Here is an 18,127-nt window from a genome sequence, read left to right as displayed (position 1 = left end):
GGACTTCCTGTTTATTTTTTGTTTTTTAAAGCGTGACCGGCCAGGTTTTTGCCCAAGGTCCAAATCGAGCCGGTGACGTTGTGCGTGTCGGCAATGGTTTTGTCCATCGCGCCGACTATCCAGTCGCGGTCTTTCGGCGTCAGATTCAGCGGCGGCAGCAGTTTGACCACGTTCATACCGTGGCCGGCCACTTGGCTGAGGACCCGGTGTTCCTTAAATAACGGTATGGTAATCATCTGGCAGAACAAGCCTTTATTGGCGGCTTCCAGCATGGCCCAGGCCGCCTTTAGCCCCAAGCTCTTCGGCGAATGAAATTCGATGGCTATCATCGAGCCCTTGCCGCGGGCTTCTTTCAAAAATTCGTATTTATCGCTCATCGCGTTGATGCTGGCGATGACGTCCTCGCCGACGCGGGCGCTATTTTCCACCAATTTTTCCGCATGGATGACGTGCAAGCTGGCTAAGCCGGCCGCCATGGCCATGTTGTTTTTCGAAAAGGTGGAGCCGTGCACCACGGCTCTGTCCATGCGATTGAATACGCTGTCCATGATGTGTGCGGTCATCGCCACGCCGCCGACCGGCACAAAGCCGCCGGACAAGGCTTTGGCCATTAAAATCATGTCCGGTTTGACGCCCCAGTGTTCTATCGCCCAGAATTTGCCGGTGCGGCCGATGCCGGTTTGGATTTCGTCGGCCACGAACAAGGTGCCGTATTTTTTACACAGCCTTTCGACTTCCGGTAAATAGTTGTCGTCCGGCAGGTTGACGCCTTTGCCTTGAATCGGTTCGACGATGAATGCCGCAACGTCTTTGCCGCTCAACGCGCGCTCCAACGCGGCCAAGTCGTTGAACGGCACGGCGCTGCATTCGGGTAACAGCGGTCCGAAACCTTCGCGGAAAATTTCTTCGCCGTTCAGCGATAACGAACCCATGGTCAGGCCGTGGTAGCCGTGCTCGCAATACACCACCCGCGAACGCTTGGTGGTATAGCGGGCGAATTTGATGGCGGCTTCCACCGCTTCCGTGCCGGAATTGCAAAAAAACATCTTGTCCAAATTATCCGGGCAGGTCGCCAATATTTCTTTAGCCAACAGCCCGCTAAGCAAGGAGACGTCCATTTGCACCAAGTTCGGCAATTCCAAGGTCAAGGTTTCGGTTAGCGCGCCGATTACCGTCGGGTGGTTGCGGCCGATGGCGAATACCCCGAAACCGCTCAGTAAATCCAGGTATTCGTTGCCGTCTTCGTCGTAAAGGTATTGGCCGAGCGCCCGTTTGTAGTTGCGGTCGTAACCTATGGTGCGCAGCACCCGCACCATTTGGTTGTTTAAATAATGCTCGTGTAGGTCGAACTTCTCGTTGAAATGCTGAGCGAAAAGATCGGCAATGCTAAAAGACATTTAATACCTCTTGATAATCGGCTGCTACGGACTAGGTAGGCAGCGCTTAGGTGTTCGGGAAAGTCCGGCCATGAACAGCGGTCATGGCTATTTACGGCAAGTGCAATAATCGGGCTGCGGCGCTCAGTGTTTTCTGCGCGGCGCGGAAAAATAAGCCTAAGCGGATTAGAGCCGGAATTTGCCGCGGGTTTTTGAGCAAGGCGGACAGCAGACGGCTTAACTCCACTTGGCCCTGCGAATTCAGCGCGGTGCACACGGCAGGCGGTAGATCCATGTGGGCCGGGTCGGCAATGCTGCGTATCGCCAGAAAAGGCAATCCGGCCGCTTGCGCGGCTCGGCCGACCGCCGCGCTTTCCATGTCTAACGCTGTTGCGCCGTAGCTTTGATGGATGCTGCGCTTTTGACTGCTTTGCGTGACTAAGTCACCGCCGCTGTATAGATCGTCGCTTATTACCTTGCAAGCGCCAGTCAGCTGTGCAATGGCGGCGCTACGTAGCGCCGGGTTCGGAGCGAGCGCTTGTTGGGGAGTGACGATGGATTCCGGAATAACCAAATCGCCCGGCTTAAGCGTATCGCTTAGTCCGGCCGCGCATCCCCAACTGATCAAGCGTGTCGCGCCGTGCGCAATCAGTGCCTGCGTAGCTTGCTCCGCATTTTTAGGTCCCGCTCCGCTGAGCGCAAGCAAGCTATTGCCATCGCGCTGCACGTTTCCCGGTTTTAGTTTGCGGCCGGTCAGGGTTGCCAATTCTTCGGGCAACGCGACGACGATACCGTTCAGACCGGTAGAGAAATTCAGGAGCGACGGCGCGGTTTGTTCGGCAACGTTCACTGCTTTGCCAATTCGTTACGGTAGCGGGCCAGCGCCCATAACGGAAAAAACTTGTCGTAGCCGTGGTATTTCAGATAAAACACTTTTGGAAAACCGGGGGCGGTAAAGCATGGGTCGTTCCAGAGTCCGTCGGCTTGCTGGTTGCGGAGCAGAAAATCGATGCCGGCTTTAACTTCCGGGCTGTGCGTTTCTCCGGCGGCGATCAAGCCTAATACCGCCCAGGCAGTTTGGAATGCGGTACTGAAATCGTAACGGCCGCGGTACTGTCTGTCGTCGTGGTAGCTGAGATTGTCTTCGCCCCAGCCGCCGTCTTCGCGTTGTACGCTTTTCAGCCAGGCGGCCGCTTTGACGTACATCGGATCGGACTTGGGCAGATCGGTTTGTTCCAATCCGAGCAGGGTGGACCAAGTGCCGTAAATATAATTGGTTCCCCAGCGGCCGAACCAGGAGCCGTCCGCTTCCTGGTCTTTGCGTATGTAGTCGATGGTGCGCTGCAGGGCTGGCAAACACTCGGGCATGGTTTTGCGCATTCTGGCCATCAACATTGCGCAACGGGCGCTGACGTCGACGGTAGGCGGATCCAGCAAGGCGCCGTGGTCCGCGAACGGAATTTCGTTCAGGTAATAGCAGGTATTGTCGGCATCGAAGGCGCCGTAGCCGCCGTTTTTAGACTGCATGCCGATAATCCAGCGGGTAGCGCGGGCAATGGGTTCGTCCAAACCGGCTTGGCCGGATTCCGCCATCGAAAAAGCGACCACGGCGGTGTCGTCTACGTCCGGATAATAGGCATTGGCAAATTGGAATGCCCAGCCGCCGCCGGGCAGCTGCGGGCGCTTGATCTGCCAGTCGCCGGGTTCGTCGGAAAGTTGAACGCTTTTCAGCCAGTCGTAGGCGCGGTGCAATGCTGCGGCATTTGCGGATTTATCGGCTTCCAGCAGTGCCAGACTGGCTAAACCGGTATCCCAAACCGGCGACAAGCAGGGTTGGCAATAAGCATCGTGTTCGTTGACCACTAACAATTTGTCGATGGATTGGCGGGCAACGACCACATGAGGGTGGTCTTTAGGATAGCCTAGTAAAAGCATGGATTCGTAAGCGTTTACCATGGCGGGAAAGATTCCGCCCAAGCCGTCTTCGCCGTTCAGTCTTGCGGTGAACCAGGCAACGGCCTTGTCTATCGCCGCTTGGCGAACCCGCTGAGGAATCAAGGGTTCGCTTACCCGGCCGAGTTTGTCCAGGGCTAAAAACAGTTTGTTCAGCCAAGTCCGTTCCGGGAAATAATGTTTCTCTTCGTCCGGGTGCACGACGAACAATTCCAAAATGTCGATTTTGTGCGGATTCTTGGCCTTGGCTTTGAGGGTGCATAGGATGAACAACGGTACCATCACGGTTCGCGACCAATAAGAGACTTTGTCTAAATGGAAGGGGAACCAGGATGGAAGCAGCATGATTTCGACCGGGATATACGGTACGCCGCGCCATGGCAGTTGCTCGAACATGGCTAGTGCGATGCGGGCAAACACGTTGGCGCGCGCCGCGCCGCCTTGGCCGAGTATCCAGGCGCGCAATTTTTTCATGTGCGGCGCATGGATGTCGTCGCCTGCCATTTTCAACGCGTAATAGGTTTTAACGCTGCAGCTGATGTCGCCGGGGCCGCCCGTGAACAGCGGATAGCTGCCGTCGGGATTTTGCCGGCTGCGCAAATAGACGGCGATTTTCCGTTGTAACTCTAAATCGATGTCGTCCAGGTAATGCATCATCATGATGTATTCGGACGGAATGGTGCAGTCGGCCTCCAGTTCGAATACCCAATAACCGGCGGAATGTTGCAAGCTGAGCAGCTTGTTTTGTGCGCGCTCGATAGCTTTGTTCAAACCGATTCGGGCTGTCTTTTGCGTGTTGCTGGAATTGAACGACTCGTTGCTGTTGGTTTCGACAGGGGATTCAGTAAACATGGCGATTCCTTAATGTCCAGAGTGCGATTCCGGTAAATAGTGCCAGCCGGGAGTTTTCAGATCTCGGCTGGCGAAATTGAAGATGAGCGATAACAACCAGTTGTACCTGGCGGAAATTTTGCTGGCGACAATGGTAGCTTTGACGCTGTTACGGCTGATTTTGACTTGGTTGGATTCGTTGAAATCCAGGTGTTGTTTGATCTTTTTCAAGGTCAGCACCGCCATGCCGAGTGCCCATAAGCAGAAATTGCGGATGCCGGTTTCGTGGCTGGGCAGCAATTGGGTATAGGTGAGGGCGTTTTGCAGATGGCCGCGCGCTATCGCGATCAGGTGCAGCAAGCCTTGGCGAAATCCGGGGTCGTCGGTTTCCGGGGTTAAATGCGCCAAATCGAAACCGGTTTCCGTGAAGATGTCTTGCGGCAGCCAACATACGCCGCGTTGGGCGTCGTCCCAAATGTCTTTCAAAATATTGGTCATTTGCAGGCCTTGACCGAATGATACCGATAATGCCAATAGCTGTTCTCTGTGGCGGTCGATCTCCGGCGAGTAATGGCAGAACAATTTGGCCAGCATTTCGCCGACGCAACCGGCCACGTAGTAGCAGTAGTCGTTCATGTCTTTCATGGTCTTCAAGCCTGCATGCAAATCCAGCGCTTGATAGACGGGCATGCCGCCGGCCATGGTTTCTACGCAACAGGCCAAAGCATCGATTTGAGCTTGATCCAGACTATGGGTGATGGCGATGACTCTGGGAATCAGTTTGATTAAGCTGTGTTCGGCCGGTATGGTTTGCTCCGATAACAAGGGTGCCAATTCATCGGCAAACGCTTGTGCATTCCGGCCGGTTTTCACGACAGAGATAAATTCCGCGCAGAAACGTTTTTTCTGTTCTGCGGTCAGAGATACTTCGTCCTCTATGGTATCGACAATACGGCAGAGCAGGTAAGCGTTAGCGACCGCAGGGTATAGAGAGGACGGCAGCTGTGGAATGGTTAGTGCGAACGTGCGCGACACGCCTTCGAGCAAAGTGGCTTGCAATTCGCTATCGGAAAGCTGTGTTAGTGATTCCGGTTTGTCTGCCGTTGGCTGAGATCCGTTCATGAACATATAAAGTGAACTTAATAAGCTGGCTAAATGATAGTCGCTTTGTTGGTGATTTGCAAAGTGTTGTTGTTTTACTGCAAATCTTGTGGCGGGCAAATTGTTTAGCGGGTAAGCGTTCCGGTGTGTATGGCGTGAGTAGTTGGGTATTCTCTTTGTTTTTAAAGGGTTTTTCCCGCCAGTTTGCGGCGATTAGCTGTAAAGCGCTTGTGCGGCAGACCGGTTTTTAGTCTGATGTTTTTTCGGCCCTTGTGTTGCTTTTTTTGAATTGCGCTGGAGTAGATGTAAAAAAAGTAGTATTCTAACAACAGCGAATCGTATCAGGAGGGCTATTTTGCCTTATTTAAGGCAGAGTTCCTACTAAATTCGATTCATCGCCATTGGTTTTGGGGTGTTGTTTTTTTTTAACAGCATGCCGATGCTAATCGATTCAATAGTTTTGGAGAGTAGGTTGTGAGTGTTCCGTTACGTCAACAGTTGGCAGTGGGTAGTTATCTGATCAAGCAAAAACTGAAAGGCGTTAAGAAATACCCTTTGGTTTTAATGCTGGAGCCGTTGTTTCGCTGCAATTTGGCTTGCGCCGGTTGCGGGAAAATCGACTATTCGGACGAAATCCTAGACAGGCGATTGTCGGTCCAGGAATGTTTGGATGCGGTCGACGAGTGCGGCGCGCCCATGGTTTCCATTCCGGGCGGCGAGCCTTTAATTCACAAGGAAATGCCGCAAATTGTCGAAGGCATCGTCGCGCGCAAGAAGTTCGTCTATTTGTGTACCAATGCCTTGTTGCTCAGAAAGCGCATCAATGACTACAAGCCTTCGCCCTATTTGACGTTTTCCGTGCATTTGGACGGATTAAAGCATAGGCACGATGCCTCGGTTTGCCAGGAGGGGGTGTTCGACATTGCCGTCGAAGCGATCAAGCTGGCGCTGGGGAAAGGGTTTAGGGTTACCGTCAATTGCACCTTGTTTCAGGGCGAGTCGCCGGAAGAAGTGGCGGAATTTTTGGATTACGTCATGGCGCTCGGCGTGGAAGGCGTCACCATTGCTCCGGGTTTCAGTTACGAGCGTGCGCCAAGACAAGATGTGTTCATTAGAGGCGCGGACGTGAAAAATTTGTTCCGCGGCATTTTCAAAATCGGCAAAAACCGCAACTGGAAACTCAATCACTCCTCGCTATATCTGGATTTTCTGGCCGGTAATCAAAGCTACAATTGCACCCCTTGGGGAAACCCGACCCGGAATGTCTTCGGCTGGCAAAAGCCATGCTATTTGTTAGCCGACGAAGGTAATGCTTCATCTTTTCAAGAATTGCTGGATAGTACGCCTTGGGATAAATACGGCACCGTCAAAAACCCTAAGTGCGCTAATTGCATGGCGCACTGCGGTTACGAAGCGACTGCCGTCGAAGATACGTTGTCCAATCCGTTGAAAGCGCTGTGGGCTAATATTCGCGGGCCGAAGACGACGGGTGAAATGGTGCCGGAGGTCGTTCCGCAATTCGGCGCGACAGTCAATGCCAGGCTGGCTGAAATTCCGGTCAAAGTCGAATCTTAACGGCCTTGCGATAAGGTTTTTTCCACTTTTTCTAGCACAGAATGGCAGTTATGTTTAAAACAATAATGATCGGCTTGAGCGTACTGTTTACGCTTTTTTCGGCGGCGCCGTTTGCCGAAGAAATCGCGGCTCGTCAGGTGGTGGACGAATTCCAAAATCAATTGATAGACGTTATGAAGCAGGGCAAGGACTTGGGTTTTCAGGGGCGTTACGACAAGCTGGAGGCAGCGGTCAAGAAAAGCCATGATTTGCCCAAAATTGCCCGTATCGTGGTCGGTAAGCAGTGGGAGGACTTGACGCCCGAGCAACAAACTCAGCTTGAGGATGTGTTCAGCCGGCTCAGCGTGTCTGCCTATGCGCATAATTTCAAGGATTTCTCGGGCGAATCGTTCAATTTCGTTTCCGAAGAAGAAACCGGGCGCGGCGGCGTGATCGTACATACCAACTTGAAGATTCCCGGCGAAAAGGACGTCAAGTTCGATTACATGATGAAGAAAAAAGACGATGGCTGGCAGATTATCAATATAATAGCGGATGGTGTCAGCGACTTGGCTTTAAAGCGTTCGGATTACACCAGTGTATTGAATCGCGAAGGATTTGACGCATTAATCGCGAAAATCAAAGAAAAGATTCAGAGTTACTCGAAACAATAAGTTGTCAGGAAGCACTGCAGATGTTTACTCCAAGTTGCGCAGATAATCGCCAAATTTCGATGTTGCCGGTAGTGGTGTGTTTCGGAGCCAGTTTATTGGCCGGATGCGCAAGTACCGACACGGCTCCGTCGAGCGGCAATCTCGCTAGCGAAGCCAGTTCCGTTCCCGCAGATCCGTACGAAGGTTTTAACCGTTCGATGTACGGATTTAACATGGGCTTGGACAAGTATTTTCTTAAACCCATCTCGGATGGTTATCGTTTTGTGACGCCCGACTTTATGCAGACGGGAGTCACTAATTTTTTTAACAATCTGAAAGGTATCAACGTCGTATTAAACGACGTATTACAAGGTAAGTTTTCACAGAGCGCTTCCGATCTCGGCCGTTTTACCACCAATTCGACAATAGGCATGCTTGGTTTATTCGATGTGGCAAGCGATTTAGGTTTTCAACAAAACGTTGAAGACTTCGGGCAAACCTTGGCGGTTTGGGGGGTCGAGCAAGGGCCGTACTTGGTGTTGCCTGTATTGGGACCGACTACTTTGCGCGACGGCGGTGCCATCATCGTCGATAAAGCCGCCAATCCGGGAACTTATGTGCCGGGCACCGGCATCATAGAAGGCATCAACGAGCGCGCGAACGCCGAAGGGGCCTTAAATTTTATCGACGAAGCGGCTTTGGACCCTTATGTCTTCACCCGCGAATCTTTTTTGCAGTATCGAAAACATTTGATTAACGACGGCGAGGCCGATGCGTCCGCCCTCGAGTTGGACGTCGACGCCGCCCTCGACGAAGACAATGGGGTTGGCGACTCAAAAAAAAAAAGTAACGCCGATGTAGATTCCGCTCCGTCCGTTCAAACCGTTCCAGCGACTAAGGCCGGCAACGATGCGACTGTCGAGGCGTTCGAGCAAATGTCCAAATCGGTCGATCAGGCTTTAAACCAATTTGAACTCGCGTCCGACAAAATGGATAAGCTGGGCCAACAAGCGGTTCGGAAGCGGCGTAGATAAGTGGATTATCCGGCACCGCCCATAAAAAAAGACGCTTAAGCGTCTTTTTTTATGGGCGGTGGTTTATTTCTGCCGGGAATTTCAATAATGTAATAGCGAATGAACCTGGTAGTTTCGTAACGATTCGCGCCCATGCAGAAAATCCAGCTCGACTACGAATGCGCAGGCGACAATTTGGGCGCCTAATTTCTCCAACAATTCGCAGCTGGCTTTTGCGGTTCCACCGGTGGCGAGTAAATCGTCTATCAGCAAAACCCGGTCACTACTGTCGACGGCATCGATGTGAACTTGTAATTCCGCCGAGCCGTATTCCAAATCGTAGCTGACGCTTTGCACGTCGTACGGCAATTTGCCGGGTTTTCTGAGCGGGACGAACGGTATGCCGAGCTCCCAGGCCACCAGAGAGCCGAAAATAAAACCGCGCGCTTCCATACCGGCTACTGCGGTGATGTCTTTACCCAAAAACGGGTGTAATAGCTGATGTACGGCCAGGCGCAATGCGGCCGGGTCCTTGACTAGCGGCGTGATGTCTTTGAATACGATACCCGGCTTGGGGAAATCGGGAATGTCGCGAATTTTGCTTTTAAGTCTTTCCATTTTTTATCCATCTATCAAGCGCAGAACGCCTGGATTTTAGCGGAAATGCCCTGAGAGTCCAGGCCGACCAGACTCAAGAGCTCCTCGCGGCTGCCTTGCTCGACGAAGCGGTCCGGCAGACCGATGTTCAACACCGGCAGCAGAATTTTCTGTGCTTGCAAAAACTCCAGGATCGCGCTGCCGGCCCCGCCGGCGATGACGTTTTCCTCCACGGTCACCAACACCTCGTGGGTTTTGGCCAGCTCCAGCACCAAGGCCTGGTCGAAGGGTTTGACGAAGCGCATGTTGACCACGGTAGCGCCCAAGGGCTGGCCGGCTTCCGCGGCCGGCGCCACCATGGCGCCCCAGGCCAGAATCGCGATGCGCCCGCCCTGGTGGCGGATGTGCGCTTTACCGATCGGCAATTCGGTCAAGGCCGGGTCTATCGCCACGCCGGGGCCTTTGCCGCGCGGATAGCGCACCGCCGCCGGGCCGGGGTGGTTGAAACCGGTGGTCAGCATCTGCCGGCACTCGTTTTCGTCGGCCGGGGCCATGATCAGCATATTCGGAATGCAGCGCAAATAGCTGAAATCGAAGGCGCCGGCGTGGGTCGGGCCGTCCGGGCCGACCAGGCCGGCCCTGTCCAGTGCGAACAACACGTCCAGATTCTGCAAAGCCACGTCGTGGATCAATTGGTCGTAGCCGCGTTGCAAAAACGTCGAATAAATCGCCAGCACCGGCTTGGCGCCCTGGCAGGCCTGGCCGGCGGCCAGCGTCACCGCGTGCTGTTCGGCGATGGCCACGTCGAAATAGCGCTTCGGGTATTTTTGGGAAAACGCCACCAAGCCCGAACCTTCGCGCATTGCCGGCGTAATGCCGAGCAGACGCTCGTCCTTGGCGGCCATGTCGCACAGCCAGCGGCCGAACACCTCGGTGTAGGTCGGCTGGCCGGCCTGGCTTTTCGGCAGGCAATCCTTGGTCGGGTCGAAGGCCGGCACGCCGTGGTAGGCCAAAGGATCTTTCTCGGCCGGCGCGAACCCCTTGCCTTTTTTAGTCACCACGTGCAAAAACACCGGACCGGGGATGTTTTTCAGATTTTCCAGGGTGGAGACCAACACCTCCAGATCGTGGCCGTCGATCGGGCCGAAATAATTGAAGCCCAATTCTTCGAACAAGGTACCCGGCACGATCATGCCTTTGACGTGTTCCTCGGCTTTGCGGGCCAATTCCCACACGCTGGGCATGCCGGACAAGGCTTTCTTGCTCTCCTCGCGCACCGACGAATACAACTTGCTGGACAACACCTTGGTCAAGTAATTGTTCATCGCCCCGACCGGCGGGGAAATCGACATGTCGTTGTCGTTCAAAATCACCAGCAGATTGGCGTTGACGTCGCCGGCGTGATTCATGGCCTCGTAAGCCATGCCGCCGGTGATGGAGCCGTCGCCGATGATGGCCACCATTTTCTTGTCTTCGCCGCGCAATTGCGACGCGATGGCCATGCCCAAGGCGGCGCTGATCGAGGTGCTGGAATGGCCGACTCCGAAGGCGTCGTACTCGCTCTCGTCGCGGGACGGGAAGGCCGACACCCCGCCCAGAGTGCGTATCGTGGTCATGCGGTCTTTGCGGCCGGTCAGAATCTTGTGCGGATACGCCTGATGGCCGACGTCCCACACCAGTTGATCGACCGGGGTGTTGTAGACGTAGTGCAAGGCCACAGTCAATTCCACCGTGCCCAGGCCGGCGGCGAAATGACCGCCGGAGATGCTGACCGAATGGGTCAAAAAGCAGCGTACTTCGTCGGCCAGGGCTCTCAGCTTGTCCTTGGGCAGCTGGCGCAGGTCCGCAGGGCACTGAATGGTGTTCAGTAAGGGATAAGTTCCGGAAAGGCTCATCGAAAATTAAAAGAATTAAAAAGAGGGCGACCGCTTAATGCGTGCGTTCGATGATGTAAAGCGATAAATCGCGCAACAAATCGGCTTCGCTGCCGAAATCGCTCAGACTGGCGACGGCTTGTTCGTGCAATTCCCGGGCTTTTTGCTTGGCGCCGGCCATGCCCAACAGCGCCGGATAGGTCGGTTTGTCGTTGTCCGCATCCTTGCCCTGGGTTTTGCCTAAAGTCTCGGTGTCGGCTTCCACATCCAGGATATCGTCTTTAACCTGAAACGATAGGCCTATGCATTTGGCGTAGTGATCGAGTTTTTTCGCTATTACAGTATCCAGATCCGGCTTGGACCAGGCCGCCAGATTGACGCTGGCCCGAATCAACGCCCCGGTTTTATGGATATGCATATTTTCCAGTTCCGGCAAACTCAATGTCCGGCCCACCGAGCCGAGGTCTATGGCTTGGCCGCCTACCATGCCTTGAGAACCGCCGGCTCTGGCCAACGTGTTGATCATTTGCAAGCGTGCGGACGCATCTACCCGGATGCCGGCGTCGTGGGCCAGGATTTCGAAGGCCAAGGCTTGCAGGGCGTCGCCGGCTAAAATGGCGGTCGCTTCGTCGAAGGCTTTATGGCAAGTGGGTTTGCCGCGGCGCAGATCGTCGTTGTCCATTGCCGGCAGGTCATCGTGAATCAATGAGTAAACGTGAATGAATTCCACGGCGCAGGCGGGGGCATCCAATACGTCTTCGCTTAAGCCCAAGGCTTGTCCGGTGGCGTAAGTCAATAACGGGCGCATGCGTTTGCCGCCGTTCAGTACCGAATAACGCATGGCTTGATGCAGTTGTTGCGGCAGGATGTTGTCGCCGGGCAAGCGAGCGTCCAGCGCACGCTCGATGCGATTCTGGCAGGCGCTGAGGTAGGCTTTTAAATTACTCATCGTTAAAGGGCTCCAGAGTTTGTTGGCCGTTTTTTTCTAATAGGATTTGGACTTTTTGTTCGGCGTCTTGCAAGGCTTGTTGGCAGGTGCGAGTCAATTTGATGCCGCGTTCGAACGCTTTCAGCGATTCTTCCAGGGAAAGATCGCCCCGTTCCATTTGCTCCACCAGTTTTTGCAGTTCTTCCATCGCCTCTTCGAATTGGGAAGCGCTTTTGCGTCTAGACATGATATGCGCGCCGCAGTGCTAAAAAAATGACCGAGCATTATAGTATGAATTGGCTTTCTGGCCAGTGTGCAGGAAAGTTTGGATCGATTTGGCGACGCTCGCGCGGTAAGGTGTGGAGTGAAATTCGGTTGCTATTTCTAGCCGGCTCGCAGTGGCTGGGCAATTTCGCTTAAAGTCAGTCCGGGCGCTCGAACGTGTCGTATTGGCCGGCAGCCTTTGTCCTCGCTGTTTCCGCAGCGCTTATCTGTGTGATAATGTCCGCATTTTACGAGCACGGACGATGACGGTTGAATCGGGCGAAAATCAAGCGGAGCGCCGTGTCCGAATCGAGACCATTTGCCTGCGTTTATTGGCGCGCCGCGAGCACAGTAAGCGGCAGTTGCTTGACAAACTGGCGATGCGCGGCTTCGAGCGCGACGAGGTGGCGGCGGTTATCGACGACTTGAGCCGGCAAAGCTGGCAAGACGACGCGCGTTATGCCGAATGCTACATCCGCGACCGGATTGCCAAGGGCTACGGACCGATCCGGATCGCTTACGAATTGCAGCAACGCGGCATTGTGGGCGCCGATTTGGATGTGCAGGCCGAGAGCCGAGGCGGTTGGCTGAATCTGTCCTTGGAGGTTTACGCGGGCAAATTCGGCGACGAAAAATCGCTGACGCCGCGCGAATGGGCCAAGCGCAGCCGCTTCTTGCAGCAACGTGGGTTTGCCGGCGACACCATCAAACAGGTGTTCGCCGAGTTGAAAATTAAGCTAAGCAGGGTGGATGCCGATAGCGGATTCGCCAACTGAGCTAAGCAAAGTACGCCAGCCGAACGGCGCGCGCGAGAAAATAAGCGGTACGGAGAGTTTTGCATGAAACACATTGTCATGGTCATAGGCGGCGGCGGGTTCTTTTTTCAAAGCGTATCGCTGCTGGGCAAACTTAACGCGGCCAATCGGATCCGCTTGGCCGTGCCTACCGACAGTCTGCAAATGATTCCGGAGATCGAAAAGCGCTTGCAGCGCCGTTTCGAAATCGTCAGGATTCCGCCGGTGACCACGATTGCGTCGTCGGCCGTATCGCGGGCACTGAATTTCGTTAAGTGTATCCGGGCGGCGCTGGCTATGCTGCACAGCGACAGGCCGGATTTGGTGGTGACCGTGGCCTCGTCGCTGGCGGTGCCGATTTTTTTGGCCGCCAAGCTGCTAGGAATCAAGACGGTGTACATAGACAGTATCACCCGGGTCAATCAAGCCTCGACTACCGGCCGCTTGCTCAGCAAATTCAAATTGGCCGACCGGTTTTACGTGCAATGGCCGGAAGCGGTGACGCTGTATAAAGGCGCCGTCTATAAAGGTACGGTTTTATGATTTTCGTGACGGTGGGTACCACGCTACCATTCGACGATTTGATTCGTTTGGTCGACGAAGCGGTGGGTTGCGGGGCAATACAGGATAAGGTGATTTGCCAAATCGGCCACGGCGCCTACCAGCCGCGGCATTGCGAGTTTTTCCACTACAGCCAGTCGCTGTCCGACTATCTGGATCAAGCCGACAGGGTGATTTGCCACGGTGGCACCGGTAGTACCCTGGACGTAGTGGCGCGCGGCAAAAAGTTCGTCGCGGTGGCCAATCCCAAGGGGGCCGACGACCATCAGACTCAGTTTCTGGCGCGCCTGGCTAAAGTGGTGCCGATTTTATGGACCCGCGAATTGAGCGAGGTATTGCCATTGTTGGCGCGCGCGGAAAACTACCGCTATCAGACCGCCGAAGTGCCGTCTTTGGCGGACGATTTGAACGGCTATATCGCGCAGCTGGGCTCGGAAGCGGTTTAACCGTGGAGAGATCGGTGGTATGTCCAATTCTCGATAGGTTTTTTGGGGGCCGAACTTTACTTGGGTTGACATTGAAACAGCCGAACTTAAGGCAATTTGCCAAGTAAAAAAACTACTAGGTTACGAGCGTTTTTAGCAGCTACGGATGGGCGATTTGCGAGTCGGATTAGAGTTTTTGATTGGCGAGTTGATTTTAACCGTTGTTTGCGCAGACGAGATATTGACAAAAACTTTCCATAGGTGCCGACCTTGGGAAGCGAGCGAATTTAATTTGGAACATACGAAATAACCACGATGAAACACATGACCAGCGCCGAAATCCGCGCCGCCTTTTTGGAATTCTTCCGCCAGCGCGGCCATGCCGTGCGTCCGTCCAGCAGTTTGGTGCCGGGCAACGATCCGACCTTGCTGTTCACCAACGCCGGTATGGTGCAGTTCAAGGACGTATTTCTGGGTCGGGAGAAAGTCGATTTCAACCGCGCCGCGACCAGCCAGCGCTGCGTGCGGGCCGGCGGCAAGCATAACGATTTGGAGAACGTCGGTTACACCGCCCGCCACCATACCTTCTTCGAGATGCTGGGCAACTTCAGCTTCGGCGATTATTTCAAGCGCGACGCGATCAATTTTGCCTGGGACTTTTTGACTCAGGAAATGGGCATCCCGCCGGCTAAGCTGTGGGTGACGGTGTTCGACGAGGACTCGGAAGCCGAAGCGATTTGGCTGGAAGAAGTCAAAATCGATCCGACCCGCTTCTCGCGGATCGGCGCCAAGGACAACTTCTGGGCTATGGGCGATGTCGGCCCGTGCGGCCCTTGCACCGAGATTTTCTACGACCACGGCGAACACGTGGCCGGCGGCCCGCCGGGCAGTCCGGACGAAGACGGCGACCGTTACATCGAAATCTGGAACCTGGTGTTCATGCAATACGAGCGCGACAAGGACGGCAACCTGACGCCGCTGCCGGCGCCGTCGGTCGATACCGGCATGGGCTTGGAGCGCATCGCCGCCGTGATGCAGGGCGTGCACAGCAATTACGAAATCGATATTTTCCAAAATCTGGTCAAAACCGCCGCCGCGTTGGCCGGCACCAGCGATTTGAGCAACAGCTCGCTGCGCGTCATCGCCGACCACATTCGTTCCTGTGCGTTTTTGGTGGCCGACGGCGTGCTGCCGTCCAACGAAGGCCGCGGCTACGTGTTGCGCCGCATCGTCCGCCGTGCGATTCGTCACGGCTACCGTTTGGGCATTCAGGACACCTTCTTCTACAAACTGGTCGCGCCGCTGGCGGCCGAGATGGGCGCAGCCTATCCGGAGCTGGTTAAGGCACAGGAACAAGTCGAGCGGGTTTTGAAGAAGGAAGAAGAGCGCTTCGCCGAGACCCTGGACCAGGGCATGAAGATTTTGGAAAACTGCGTTGCCAAACTGGACGGCCACGTCATCCCCGGCGACGTGGTGTTCCTACTGTACGACACCTACGGTTTCCCGGTGGATTTGACCGCCGACTTCGCCCGCGAACATAACCTCAGCGTGGACCACGCCGGCTTCGAAATCGAAATGAGCGCCCAGCGCGACCGGGCTCGGGCCGGCGGCCAGTTCGCGGCCGATTACGACCAGGATATTCGCCACGACAGCGTCACCGAATTTACCGGTTACTCGCATCTGGACGGCTCGGTGCAAGTCATTGGCTTGTTCAAAAAAGGCCAAGCGGTGGAGAGCCTGGAAGCTGGCGATGAAGGCGTGTTGATTCTGGACCAAACCCCGTTCTATGCCGAATCCGGCGGTCAGGTTGGCGACAGCGGCTTGATCGAATGCACCGGCGGCACGTTTGAAGTGACTGACACCCAAAAACAGGGCGGCCAGTTGTTTTTGCATAAAGGCAAAGTCGTCAAAGGCGTGATTGCCGAGAGCATGGCTTGTGAAGTCAGCGTCAACGCCGAGATCCGCAAAGCGACCGAGCGCAACCACTCGGCGACGCACTTATTGCACGCGGCTTTGCGTAGCGTGTTGGGCGAACACGTGCAGCAAAAAGGCTCGCAGGTCAACTCCGAGCGCTTGCGTTTCGACTTCTCGCATTTCGAGCCGATGACGGCCGAGCAAATCGCCGCCGTCGAACGCCTGGTCAACGAACAAATCCGCGCCAATAACGCGGTCTGCGCGCAAATCATGGCTAAAGACGAAGCAGTCAAGGCCGGCGCGATGGCGCTGTTCGGCGAAAAATACGGCGACGAAGTGCGGGTATTGACGATGGGCGATTTTTCCACCGAGCTGTGCGGCGGTACCCACGTGCAGCGCACCGGCGACATCGGCTTGCTGAAAATCGTCACTGAAACCGGCGTTGCCGCCGGCGTGCGCCGCGTCGAAGCGGTGACCGGCCAAGGCGCGTTGGAATGGATTGCCCAGCGCGAACAGGCCTTGCTCAGCATTGCCGGCCTGCTGAAAGCGGCGCCGGACAAGACCGCCGACAAGGTGCAGCAATTGCTGGAGAAAACCCGCCATCTGGAAAAGGAACTGGAAAAACTCAAAGGCAAACTAGCCAGCTCGGCCGGCGACGAATTGACCGATCAAGCGGTAGACGTAAACGGCGTTAAGGTGCTGGCGGTCAAATTGGACGATGTCGATCCCAAGGCCTTGCGCGATTTGGCCGATCAGCTGAAAAACAAACTGGGTAGTTGCGCCCTGGTGTTGGCCGCGGTTAGCGGCGATAAAGTCAGCTTGGTGGCCAGCGTATCCAAAGACGCGATGGATAAGATCAAGGCCGGCGAGTTGGTGAATTTTGTCGCGACCCAGGTCGGCGGCAAAGGCGGCGGCCGGCCGGATATGGCGCAAGCGGGCGGCAACGATCCGGCCGGTTTGCCCGGTGCATTGCAGAGCGTGGCGGCTTGGATTGCGGAACGGGTGTAGAATTTAGCGGTTTAGTTTTGTTAACGTTTGCGCATTGAGTGGCCGGCCTGCGGCTCAATGCGCATAACCGTCGCTGTTTTTTTCCACCCAGCGTTGCCGGCCGTCGCTTAAGGTTTCTCGCTTCCAGAACGGCGCTTGGCTTTTCAATTCTTCCATGATGTAGCGGTTGGCGTCGAAGGCGTCGCCGCGGTGCGCCGACCAGACGGCGACTAATACCAGCGTGTCTTGCGGTTTTACATCGCCTATCCGGTGCAGTACCAAGCTATTCAGTAGTTGCCAGCGGCTTTGGGCGCATTCAACAATACGTTGCAGCTGTTTTTCGGTCATACCCGGATAATACTCCAAACTCATGGCGGACACGCCGTCGCCTTGGTTGAAGTCGCGCATGCTGCCGACGAACACGGCGGTAGCGCCGAATTTGCCGGCTAAATCCTGGAAGTTGGCTTGATAGGCTTGGACTTCCCGCCATGGGTCGAAAGCCTCGGCGCGTAGTTCGATCAGCATCTCAACCTCCGGTTACCGGCGGGAAAAATCCCAGTTCGTCGCCGTCTTGCACTAACGCATCCAAATCGACGTATTCCATGTTGACGGCAGCCAACAGCGGTTCCGGCAACGGCAGATTCGGGTGCAGTTGCCGCCAAGCGTCGCGCACGCTGAGCGGCGTTGCATAAATCAACTCGTCTTCCGAGCGGCCGACCTTGTCTTTCAGGCTGGCGAAATAGCGGACTCGAATGGGCATGGGGGTCACCGAATACAATACAATGGGGCTTTTGGCGGATAACGATTATGTCTGAAACAAGCTTGACGCATTTCAACGCGGCCGGCGAGGCCCACATGGTGGATGTCGGCGATAAAGCCGTCACGCAGCGGGCCGCGGTTTGCGAAGGTTACATCGAGATGCAGGCGGATACTCTGGCGCTGATTATCGCAGGCAATCATAAAAAAGGCGACGTCTTAGGCATTGCCCGTATCGCCGGCATCATGGCCAGCAAGAAAACCGCCGATTTGATTCCGCTTTGCCACCCGTTGCCGTTGACCCACGTGGAAGTGCAGCTGCAGCCGCAGCCCGAGCGCAACCGGGTGCATTGTCTGGCGACGGTAAAAACCAACGGTCAAACCGGAGTGGAAATGGAAGGCTTGACCGCGGTTCAGGTAGCTTTGTTGACCATTTACGATATGTGCAAGGCGGTCGACCGCGGCATGGCGATTCAGGGTGTGCGCTTGCTGGAAAAAACCGGCGGCAAATCCGGCCGCTGGCTACGCGGCGCGGACTAGGCTAAG

Annotated in this window: 18 protein-coding genes; 8 read left to right on the top strand and 10 right to left on the bottom strand. The window is 55.2% G+C overall.

The window, feature by feature from the left end; genetic code table 11:
* Positions 1–11: 11 nt before the first annotated feature.
* The 4 genes from F1E05_RS18855 to F1E05_RS18840 all read right to left on the bottom strand — a co-directional run bounded on the left by F1E05_RS18855 (position 12) and on the right by F1E05_RS18840 (position 5,282).
* Entirely contained in the window at positions 12–1,397 is a 1,386-nt protein-coding gene (locus F1E05_RS18855) for an aspartate aminotransferase family protein (protein ID WP_150051230.1), read from the bottom strand.
* A 91-nt stretch (positions 1,398–1,488) separates the two neighbouring features.
* Positions 1,489–2,226 carry a phosphorylase family protein gene (locus F1E05_RS18850; protein ID WP_232056713.1) on the bottom strand — a complete coding sequence of 246 codons (738 nt, stop codon included), beginning with the start codon at positions 2,224–2,226 and terminating at the stop codon, positions 1,489–1,491.
* The gene (shc, locus tag F1E05_RS18845) at positions 2,223–4,181 is read right to left on the bottom strand and encodes a squalene--hopene cyclase (RefSeq protein WP_150051228.1); all 1,959 of its coding nucleotides are present in this window, start codon (positions 4,179–4,181) and stop codon (positions 2,223–2,225) included. The genes F1E05_RS18850 and shc overlap by 4 nt, the downstream gene beginning before the upstream one ends.
* A 9-nt stretch (positions 4,182–4,190) precedes the next feature.
* Positions 4,191–5,282: a phytoene/squalene synthase family protein gene (locus F1E05_RS18840; RefSeq protein ID WP_150051226.1), complete on the bottom strand. Its 1,092-nt coding sequence runs from the start codon at positions 5,280–5,282 to the stop codon at positions 4,191–4,193.
* Between the two features lie 453 nt (positions 5,283–5,735).
* Between F1E05_RS18840 and hpnH the strand changes: the two genes are divergently transcribed.
* The 3 genes from hpnH to F1E05_RS18825 are packed head-to-tail and all read left to right on the top strand — an operon-like array spanning position 5,736 to position 8,502.
* A complete protein-coding gene (hpnH, locus tag F1E05_RS18835; RefSeq protein ID WP_150051224.1) occupies positions 5,736–6,836 on the top strand; it encodes an adenosyl-hopene transferase HpnH in 1,101 nt (366 codons plus the stop codon).
* Positions 6,837–6,886: 50 nt separating this feature from the next.
* Complete coding sequence (locus tag F1E05_RS18830; protein ID WP_150051222.1) at positions 6,887–7,489, top strand: ABC transporter substrate-binding protein; 603 nt, start codon at positions 6,887–6,889, stop codon at positions 7,487–7,489.
* A gap of 20 nt (positions 7,490–7,509) precedes the next feature.
* The gene (locus F1E05_RS18825) at positions 7,510–8,502 is read left to right on the top strand and encodes an MlaA family lipoprotein (RefSeq protein WP_150051220.1); all 993 of its coding nucleotides are present in this window, start codon (positions 7,510–7,512) and stop codon (positions 8,500–8,502) included.
* A gap of 81 nt (positions 8,503–8,583) precedes the next feature.
* Here F1E05_RS18825 and F1E05_RS18820 read toward each other — a convergent pair whose 3' ends face one another.
* The 4 genes from F1E05_RS18820 to F1E05_RS18805 are packed head-to-tail and all read right to left on the bottom strand — an operon-like array spanning position 8,584 to position 12,127.
* Entirely contained in the window at positions 8,584–9,099 is a 516-nt protein-coding gene (locus F1E05_RS18820; protein WP_150051218.1) for an adenine phosphoribosyltransferase, read from the bottom strand.
* 14 nt (positions 9,100–9,113) lie between these two features.
* A complete protein-coding gene (dxs, locus tag F1E05_RS18815) occupies positions 9,114–10,973 on the bottom strand; it encodes a 1-deoxy-D-xylulose-5-phosphate synthase (RefSeq protein ID WP_150051216.1) in 1,860 nt (619 codons plus the stop codon).
* Positions 10,974–11,007: 34 nt separating this feature from the next.
* Positions 11,008–11,901, bottom strand: a complete 894-nt coding sequence (gene ispA, locus F1E05_RS18810) for a (2E,6E)-farnesyl diphosphate synthase (RefSeq protein ID WP_150051213.1) — start codon at positions 11,899–11,901, stop codon at positions 11,008–11,010.
* Positions 11,894–12,127 (bottom strand): exodeoxyribonuclease VII small subunit, encoded by a 234-nt coding sequence (locus F1E05_RS18805; protein ID WP_150051211.1) that lies wholly within the window; start codon positions 12,125–12,127, stop codon positions 11,894–11,896. The genes ispA and F1E05_RS18805 overlap by 8 nt, the downstream gene beginning before the upstream one ends.
* A gap of 280 nt (positions 12,128–12,407) precedes the next feature.
* On the opposite strand from F1E05_RS18805, the gene F1E05_RS18800 reads away from it, so the two are divergent.
* The 4 genes from F1E05_RS18800 to alaS all read left to right on the top strand — a co-directional run bounded on the left by F1E05_RS18800 (position 12,408) and on the right by alaS (position 16,846).
* Positions 12,408–12,920, top strand: coding sequence for a regulatory protein RecX (locus F1E05_RS18800; RefSeq protein WP_150051209.1), 513 nt, complete (start codon positions 12,408–12,410; stop codon positions 12,918–12,920).
* A gap of 63 nt (positions 12,921–12,983) precedes the next feature.
* Positions 12,984–13,481, top strand: coding sequence for a glycosyltransferase (locus F1E05_RS18795; RefSeq protein ID WP_150051207.1), 498 nt, complete (start codon positions 12,984–12,986; stop codon positions 13,479–13,481).
* Positions 13,478–13,945, top strand: coding sequence for a glycosyltransferase (locus tag F1E05_RS18790; RefSeq protein WP_150051205.1), 468 nt, complete (start codon positions 13,478–13,480; stop codon positions 13,943–13,945). Before F1E05_RS18795 ends, F1E05_RS18790 begins: the two co-directional genes overlap by 4 nt.
* Positions 13,946–14,239: 294 nt before the next feature.
* Positions 14,240–16,846, top strand: a complete 2,607-nt coding sequence (alaS, locus tag F1E05_RS18785; protein ID WP_190303196.1) for an alanine--tRNA ligase — start codon at positions 14,240–14,242, stop codon at positions 16,844–16,846.
* A gap of 54 nt (positions 16,847–16,900) precedes the next feature.
* Here alaS and F1E05_RS18780 read toward each other — a convergent pair whose 3' ends face one another.
* Positions 16,901–17,350: a molybdenum cofactor biosynthesis protein MoaE gene (locus tag F1E05_RS18780; protein WP_150051203.1), complete on the bottom strand. Its 450-nt coding sequence runs from the start codon at positions 17,348–17,350 to the stop codon at positions 16,901–16,903.
* 1 nt (position 17,351) lies between these two features.
* Positions 17,352–17,585 carry a MoaD/ThiS family protein gene (locus F1E05_RS18775; protein WP_150051201.1) on the bottom strand — a complete coding sequence of 78 codons (234 nt, stop codon included), beginning with the start codon at positions 17,583–17,585 and terminating at the stop codon, positions 17,352–17,354.
* A 47-nt stretch (positions 17,586–17,632) separates the two neighbouring features.
* Between F1E05_RS18775 and moaC the strand changes: the two genes are divergently transcribed.
* Positions 17,633–18,121, top strand: a complete 489-nt coding sequence (gene moaC / locus F1E05_RS18770) for a cyclic pyranopterin monophosphate synthase MoaC (protein ID WP_150051199.1) — start codon at positions 17,633–17,635, stop codon at positions 18,119–18,121.
* The last annotated feature ends 6 nt before the right edge of the window (positions 18,122–18,127 follow it).

Source organism: Methylomonas rhizoryzae, from assembly GCF_008632455.1.
Taxonomy (GTDB): domain Bacteria; phylum Pseudomonadota; class Gammaproteobacteria; order Methylococcales; family Methylomonadaceae; genus Methylomonas; species Methylomonas rhizoryzae.
Note: the sequence above shows the minus strand (reverse complement) of the source record. Positions and strands in the feature narration are given on the sequence as shown.

Coding starts and splice junctions, on each gene's coding strand:
- moaC (WP_150051199.1), top strand. CDS start 17,633: ATGTCTGAAACAAGCTTGACGCATTTCAACGCGGCCGGCGAGGCCCAC.
- F1E05_RS18795 (WP_150051207.1), top strand. CDS start 12,984: ATGAAACACATTGTCATGGTCATAGGCGGCGGCGGGTTCTTTTTTCAA.
- F1E05_RS18830 (WP_150051222.1), top strand. CDS start 6,887: ATGTTTAAAACAATAATGATCGGCTTGAGCGTACTGTTTACGCTTTTT.
- F1E05_RS18800 (WP_150051209.1), top strand. CDS start 12,408: ATGACGGTTGAATCGGGCGAAAATCAAGCGGAGCGCCGTGTCCGAATC.
- F1E05_RS18825 (WP_150051220.1), top strand. CDS start 7,510: ATGTTTACTCCAAGTTGCGCAGATAATCGCCAAATTTCGATGTTGCCG.
- F1E05_RS18805 (WP_150051211.1), bottom strand. CDS start 12,127: ATGTCTAGACGCAAAAGCGCTTCCCAATTCGAAGAGGCGATGGAAGAA.
- F1E05_RS18790 (WP_150051205.1), top strand. CDS start 13,478: ATGATTTTCGTGACGGTGGGTACCACGCTACCATTCGACGATTTGATT.
- alaS (WP_190303196.1), top strand. CDS start 14,240: ATGAAACACATGACCAGCGCCGAAATCCGCGCCGCCTTTTTGGAATTC.
- F1E05_RS18840 (WP_150051226.1), bottom strand. CDS start 5,282: ATGAACGGATCTCAGCCAACGGCAGACAAACCGGAATCACTAACACAG.
- shc (WP_150051228.1), bottom strand. CDS start 4,181: ATGTTTACTGAATCCCCTGTCGAAACCAACAGCAACGAGTCGTTCAAT.
- ispA (WP_150051213.1), bottom strand. CDS start 11,901: ATGAGTAATTTAAAAGCCTACCTCAGCGCCTGCCAGAATCGCATCGAG.
- F1E05_RS18780 (WP_150051203.1), bottom strand. CDS start 17,350: ATGCTGATCGAACTACGCGCCGAGGCTTTCGACCCATGGCGGGAAGTC.
- F1E05_RS18855 (WP_150051230.1), bottom strand. CDS start 1,397: ATGTCTTTTAGCATTGCCGATCTTTTCGCTCAGCATTTCAACGAGAAG.
- F1E05_RS18775 (WP_150051201.1), bottom strand. CDS start 17,585: ATGCCCATTCGAGTCCGCTATTTCGCCAGCCTGAAAGACAAGGTCGGC.
- dxs (WP_150051216.1), bottom strand. CDS start 10,973: ATGAGCCTTTCCGGAACTTATCCCTTACTGAACACCATTCAGTGCCCT.
- F1E05_RS18820 (WP_150051218.1), bottom strand. CDS start 9,099: ATGGAAAGACTTAAAAGCAAAATTCGCGACATTCCCGATTTCCCCAAG.